The sequence below is a fragment of the Wohlfahrtiimonas larvae genome (assembly GCF_002006755.1).
GTDB classification, from domain to species: domain Bacteria; phylum Pseudomonadota; class Gammaproteobacteria; order Cardiobacteriales; family Wohlfahrtiimonadaceae; genus Wohlfahrtiimonas; species Wohlfahrtiimonas larvae.
Window position 1 is genome coordinate 1 of sequence record NZ_MVDO01000075.1, and the last position, 6,914, is coordinate 6,914.

4 protein-coding genes are annotated in these 6,914 nt (G+C 37.5%); all 4 read left to right on the forward strand.

What is annotated here, in order from left to right:
• Positions 1 to 1,630: transketolase (tkt, locus tag BZK14_RS04680; RefSeq protein WP_077925409.1), on the forward strand; the 1,630-nt coding region annotated here is incomplete at its 5' end.
• Positions 1,631 to 1,705: 75 nt separating this feature from the next.
• Complete coding sequence (gene yajC / locus BZK14_RS04685) at positions 1,706 to 2,164, forward strand: preprotein translocase subunit YajC (protein ID WP_077925410.1); 459 nt, start codon at positions 1,706 to 1,708, stop codon at positions 2,162 to 2,164.
• 79 nt (positions 2,165 to 2,243) lie between these two features.
• The gene (gene secD / locus BZK14_RS04690) at positions 2,244 to 5,087 is read left to right on the forward strand and encodes a protein translocase subunit SecD (RefSeq protein WP_077925411.1); all 2,844 of its coding nucleotides are present in this window, start codon (positions 2,244 to 2,246) and stop codon (positions 5,085 to 5,087) included.
• A 96-nt stretch (positions 5,088 to 5,183) separates the two neighbouring features.
• A partial coding sequence (locus tag BZK14_RS04695; RefSeq protein ID WP_171973640.1) for a DNA translocase FtsK occupies positions 5,184 to 6,914 on the forward strand: 1,731 nt, incomplete at its 3' end.

Below are 6,914 nucleotides of genomic sequence, written 5' to 3' on the forward strand. Positions count from 1 at the left end.
TCCTTTGGGTCAAGGTATCACAAATGCAGTTGGTTTTGCATTGGCAGAAAAAATGCTAGCAGCAGAATTCAACAAAGATGATTTTAGCATTGTTGATCACTATACATATACATTCATGGGCGATGGCTGCATGATGGAAGGTATCTCTCACGAAGCTTGTGCTTTAGCAGGTACTTTGAAATTAAATAAATTAATCGCACTGTATGATGACAACGCAATTTCTATCGATGGTGATGTATCTGGTTGGTTCACAGATAATACAAAGCAACGTTTTGAAGCTTATCAATGGAATGTAATTGGCCCAATTGATGGCCATGATATTGAAGCTGTTTCTAAAGCAATCGCTGAAGCTAAAACACAATCAGAAAAACCAACTTTAATCATTTGTAAAACCAAAATTGGTAAAGGCTCAGTTTCTAAAGAAGGCTCAGAAGCAACTCATGGTGCACCTTTGGGTGATGCTGAAATTGCTGCAATCCGAGAAAAAATGGGTTGGACTTCTCCTGCATTTGAAACGCCTGAAGATGTTGCAACTCATTGGGATGCAAAAGCCAAAGGTTTAGCAGCAGAACAAAACTGGGCAGCAGCATTTGCACAATACGAAACAAAATACCCAGAATTGGCAAAAGAATTCTTACGCCGTATGAATATGGCATTGCCTGAAAACTTCAACGAAATCATTGCTAATGCAATGACAGAAGTGAATGCAAAAGGTGAAAGTATTGCAACGCGTGTAGCAAGTAAAAATGCATTGGATGCATTAGCATCTCATTTACCTGAAATCGTTGGTGGTTCAGCTGACTTAACACCTTCAAACAATACATTCTTCAAAGCAAGCAAAAACTTAGACATCGCAACAGGCGAAGGCAACTACGTTCGCTATGGTGTGCGTGAATTTGGTATGGCTGCAATCATGAATGGTTTAGCATTACATGGTGGTTTTATTCCTTATGGTGCAACATTCCTAGTGTTCAGTGATTATGCTCGTAATGCAATTCGCATGAGTGCATTAATGGAACAAAAAGTTATTTACGTAATGACGCATGACTCAATCGGTTTAGGCGAAGATGGCCCAACACACCAACCAGTTGAACATGTTGAATCTTTACGTTTAATCCCTAACTTAAATGTATGGCGCCCTGCTGATACAGTAGAAACAATGGCTGCTTGGGCTTCTGGCTTAACTTCAGATAAAAACCCAACATTACTGGCATTGTCTCGTCAGAAATTATCCTTCCAACCACGTACAGCTGAAGCATTAGCAAACATTGCTAAAGGCGGTTATGTGTTAAAAGAAAATGCAAATGCTAAAGCCACAATCATTGCAACAGGTTCAGAAGTTGAATTAGCCATGAAAGCAGCTGAAGCACGTGATGATATTCGCGTTGTATCTATGCCTTGTGTTGAATTATTCCGTGCAAATGATGCCACATACAAAACATCAGTATTAGGTAACTTGCCTGTATTGGCTGTAGAAGCTGGTACAACACGTGGCTGGTACGAATTTGCAGATGCTGTGATTGGTATCGATACATTCGGCGCATCAGCACCTGCAGAACAATTATTTGAAGTTTTTGGCTTTACAGTTGAAAACATCCATCAACATATTGATCAATTAATTCAAAAATAATTCACTGATTGCAATTGTATTTTGAAAATTTGATCTCATTATGAGATAACATATTTTTATTTTTGGAGTTATACAATGTTAAGAACATTACTTTTATCATTAGCTGTTGTTTCTACTACTGTTGCTAATGCACAAGATGCTGCTGCTCAACAAGGTGGAATGACAAGCACATTGATCATGTTAGCGGTTATGGGTTTATTCTTCTATTTCATGATTATTCGCCCTAACAAAAAGCGTCAAACAGAACATCAAAACTTGATGAATGAGTTAAAAAAAGGCAGTGAAGTTATTACGAGTGCCGGTATCATCGGTAAAGTTGCTGAAGTTGCTGAAAGCTATATCTCTGTTGAGATTGCAAACAATGTTGTCATCAAATTACAGCGTCAAGCAATCATTTCAATGGTTCCAAAAGGCACCTATAAAGGAACAGCAGACAATACACAAGGCAATAAAAAAGCTAAGAAAGAAGAAAATATCACTGAAACTACAGCTGAAAAAACAGAAGTAGCTGAAACAAAAGAAAATAATGGTTAATTCAGTGATTTAATCAAACAAAATGATTGGCAAGTGAAAACTTGCCTTTTCACTTTTTATTATCAACGAAGAAATAATTATGCTAAATCGTTATCCGCTCTGGAAAAACTTATTAATAATATTAGTTTTGGCAATATCTACACTCCTTGCTCTGCCAAACTTATATGGTGAAGATCCTTCGGTACAAATTTCAGCGACACGTACAACAAAAGTCGATGACAAACTTGTTAGTAATCTCGAAGCTTTACTTGCTAAGAAAGAAATTCCATATAAAAGAATTGAAAAAACAGATGATCAAATTTTGGTGCGTTTTAATGACACTGAAACACAGCTCAAAGCTAAAGACTTAATTGCTAGCGACCTTGGCAATGGCTATATGACAGCGTTAAACTTAGCGCCCGACATGCCTGAATGGCTAGAAAGTTTTGGCTTTAGACCCATGTATTTAGGCCTTGACCTTCGTGGTGGTGTGCATTTCTTATTAGAAATTGACATGAAAACGTTGATCACCCAACTCACTGAAAGCTATGCTGATGAAATTAAAACATCTTTAGGTGATCAAAAACTGACTTATAAATCAGTCACAGTACATGATTCATCTATTGATATTGTCTTCAATACAGATGTAGAAGCTGCAAATGCTCGCAATGCTGTCACAATCAACAAACAGAACCTAATGCAGTTGAATTGGTCAGTAGATGGCAATAAATTAATTGCAAAGCTATCAGATGCTGAATTAACTGAACGTAAACGTAATGTTGTGGCACAAAATATTGTCACATTACGCAATCGTGTAAATGAATTAGGTGTTGCTGAACCAATTATTCAACAACAAGGTGCTGACCGTATCGTAGTACAATTACCTGGTGTTCAAGATACAACACAAGCGAAAGAAATTTTAGGTACAACTGCAACGCTTGAGTTTCACATCGTATATGAAAACTCAGCATTAGAAGCACCTCAAGTTGCCAACGGTTCCAAAAATGCACCATTAGGTACAAAACTTTACCATTGGCGTGATACTGGCGTACCTATTTTATTAAAACGCCAAGTTATGTTAACTGGTGAATCCATTGTTAATGCAACAGCACAAATTGATCCTGAAAATCGTCGCCCTTTGGTGTCCATTACATTAGATTCCCAAGGTGCGGACAAATTCTCAGTGGTAACGAAAGCCAATGTTGGTAAGCCAATGGCAACTGTTTTCATCGAGCATAAAGTTGAAACCAAAATGGTTAACGGCGAAGAAGTTAAGCGTAATTATGTTGTAGAAGAGGTTGCTAATGCTGCAACGATCCAACAACAATTATTCAAAAACTTCGTCATTACAGGTTTAGATTCTTTAGAAGAAGCCAATAAATTAGCAATCACATTGCGTTCAGGTGCATTAGCTGCTCCGATTCAAATCATTGAAGAACGTACCATTGGCCCTAGCGCAGGTAAAGATAACATTGATAAAGGTATGACTGCCGGCTTCTATGGTTTAGCTGCTGTTATGGTCTTTATGCTTATCCGTTATAGCATGTTTGGTTTAATTGCTAATGTTGCATTAGTTGCGAACTTAATTTTAATCATTGCATGTTTATCATTATTACAAGCAACTTTAACATTACCAGGTATCGCAGGTATTGTGCTCTCCCTTGGTATGAGTGTAGATGCTAACGTATTGATCAATGAAAGGATTCGAGAAGTTCTACGTAAAGGCGTCAGCCCACAAAATGCAATCAACGATGGTTTCGGTAAAGCATTTGCAACCATTATGGATGCGAACTTAACAAGTTTATTTGCAGCAGTGGTTTTATTCTTGATTGGCTCAGGTGCAATCAAAGGTTTTGCTGTAACATTATCGATCGGTATTATCACATCAATGTTCACAGCAGTATTAATGAACCGAGCAATTGTCAATGCCATTTGGGGTGGCCGTAGAATTAAATCATTACCCGTTGGTGGCAAAGAGCTGTTCCATATCTTTAGCGGTGAAACAACTTATGACTTCATGAAATATGCAAAAGCTTGGTTAGTATTCTGTATTTTAGTGATTGTAGTTGCGATCGGCTCTGTTGGCATATTTGGCTTTAAATATGGCTTAGACTTCACAGGTGGTACAGAAGTTGAAGCTGTTTACAAAAATAGTATTGAAACAGATGATATTCGCAATGCACTACTTCAAGTCGGCTTAGAAAATGCTGAAGTTCAACATTTTGGATCAAGCCGTGATGTTTTAATCACTCTTCCCATCATTGAAGGTATGAATGAATCTTCTATCTCTACTTCTGTTTTGGGCGCATTAGAAATTGTAGATCAAGATGTCACCATTAAACGTATTGACTTTATTGGATCTAAAGTAGGTGATGAGTTAGTCACAAGCGGTATTATGGCTTCTGTTATAGCAATCCTAATGATCCTTGCCTATATCTGGATTCGCTTTGAATGGAAATTAGCAACCAGTACAATTTTATCGACAGTGCATGACGCTGCTTTTGTTCTGGCAGTATTTGCTATTTTAGGTCACTATGGGCAATTACAATTCGATTTGACATCATTAGCTGCTGTACTCGCTGTTATTGGTTATTCAGTCAATGATACTGTCGTTGTATTAGATCGTATTCGTGAAAACTTCCGTGCTGCTAGAAGCGGAACCCCTAAAGAGATCATTGACCAAGCTATTAACCAAACATTATCTCGTACGATAATGACATCAGTGACAACATTGCTCGCAGTATTAGCACTGTATCTATTTGGTGGCGAAGCAATTCACTCATTCTCTTTCATTATGCTGATTGGTATTATAGTAGGCACATACTCCTCTATATTCATTGCATCAGCAAGTGCTTTAATCTTAGGTATAAAACGTGAAGATTTATTACCACCGAAAAAAGAAAAAGCAGAAGAAATTCAAGAAGAATCGATGACATACTTCTAAAACTCAGAGCCCCAGCCATGCTGGGGCTTTTTAGATTTAGATGAATCTATGATAAACTGCTGGCTCGATTTACATTCATTTATTGGGTACATAACATTGAAACAGGCCATTCGACGTCAGCCTCTTGAAATCACAACTCAACCAACAAAAAAAGCCAATAAGATCATTTGTAATATCCTTTTTGGCGGCGTTGTTGCTATTGCGTTGCTTATGATCATTAGTTTACTAACTTATCACCCTGAAGATTCGGCATGGAGCAAAACCATCGCAACGACACAGGTATATAATTGGCTAGGCGTACGTGGTGCATATTTTTCTGATATTTTATTTACAACCATAGGTGGAGCTGCTTGGCTAATCCCTGCTCTTCTGATCGCATATGCTTATCGACTCATTTGTCAATCAGGCTATAAACACCTAGATATAGAAACTATTATTATTAGAATTGTAGGTGTTGCCCTAGTACTTTTATCCGTTGCATCTTTACTTAATGTTTATAACCCAAATGATGATTTGATGTCTCATGGTGGAGCTGTCGGGCAACTGACAGGAATGTTATTGAATCATTCGATTGGCTGGGTGCAAAACCTATTTCCTGAAAGCTCAATTGCCGTTATATTAAGCAAAATCATTTTATTCTTTTTACTCTTTATTACCTCGATTATGGCAACAGGTTGCGGCCCATTGATTTGGGTAGAAACCATCGGAGCTATTATGATTAATTGTTTTCAACTAATCATTGGGCTATTTAAATCATCTGATCAAGCTAGCGATAATAGTGATCTTGCTAATATTGAACATTTGATGACCAAAGATTCCACCTCAGCTGTTGAAAAAGAAACTCCGTCAGATGAAATATCGAAAGAACCTAAAGGCCATTTCTTTTCAAAATTTAGAAAAGCAAAAGAAGCAACTCATAATAAAGAAAATATTTTGGAAGATGAACAATCAGAATTACAATTAAAAACCCCAAAAATGGAACCTTCCTTTAGTTTTGATACAACTAGTTCTGATAAAATTGAACCAGATTTTACGCATTCAACACATTTAAGTGCACATAATGACAAAAAAAATATTGATTCAACAATAACACCTAAATTTGAACCACAGATAGATGAAAATGGCCAGCCTAAGCTACCTTCTATTTTCAAGCGCCCCACAATCAAAACAGCTGCTCATACTCAGGAAAATGATGGAGAAACTGTTCGCATTAAAAATTTATCTGATTGGGCAAATGATGAACAATCTACAGTTGAGATGCCTGCCTCAATGTTCTCAACTCAAGGAGAGCCTGCCATCACAAACATGCCAGATTCAAATCATGCTGAATTTGCTGTAGCTAATCCAACCACAAATCAGTCAATCTTCGCACAATCTGATAATTTTACGAAAAATAAAGTATCTGCACCCACATCTTCCGTGATAACGCCACACGAAGATGATCAAGACTTTAATGCGTTTTTGGAGGAGCTTGAAAAATATCACACCCCTGAATTATCAGAAGAACCTTCTTTACCTGCAGCAGCTGAAACTACGGAAGACTTCCCAACTGTTAATATCATTGCTGAGCCCATTGAAATTGCTTTTGAGCTACCAGAAGTAACAGAAATCATTGAAACTTTCGAACCTCAAAAGCCTGAACCTAATTTCGAATATCTTGCGGAACCAACTGAACCATCTAAAATTGAAATAGTGGTGATGCCAACATGGGAACCTTTTGAATTTGAAACCAATTCAGAACCTGAAATAGCAACTGAACAAGTATCCCCCACATTCAATCTATTAGAGGAAGATTCAGCAGCAATATTACCAACGCCTGAACAAGAT

What these genes read in the sequence shown, in the direction of transcription:
- secD (WP_077925411.1), top strand. Translation starts at nt 2,244, where the DNA reads ATGCTAAATCGTTATCCGCTCTGGAAAAACTTATTAATAATATTAGTT.
- yajC (WP_077925410.1), top strand. Translation starts at nt 1,706, where the DNA reads ATGTTAAGAACATTACTTTTATCATTAGCTGTTGTTTCTACTACTGTT.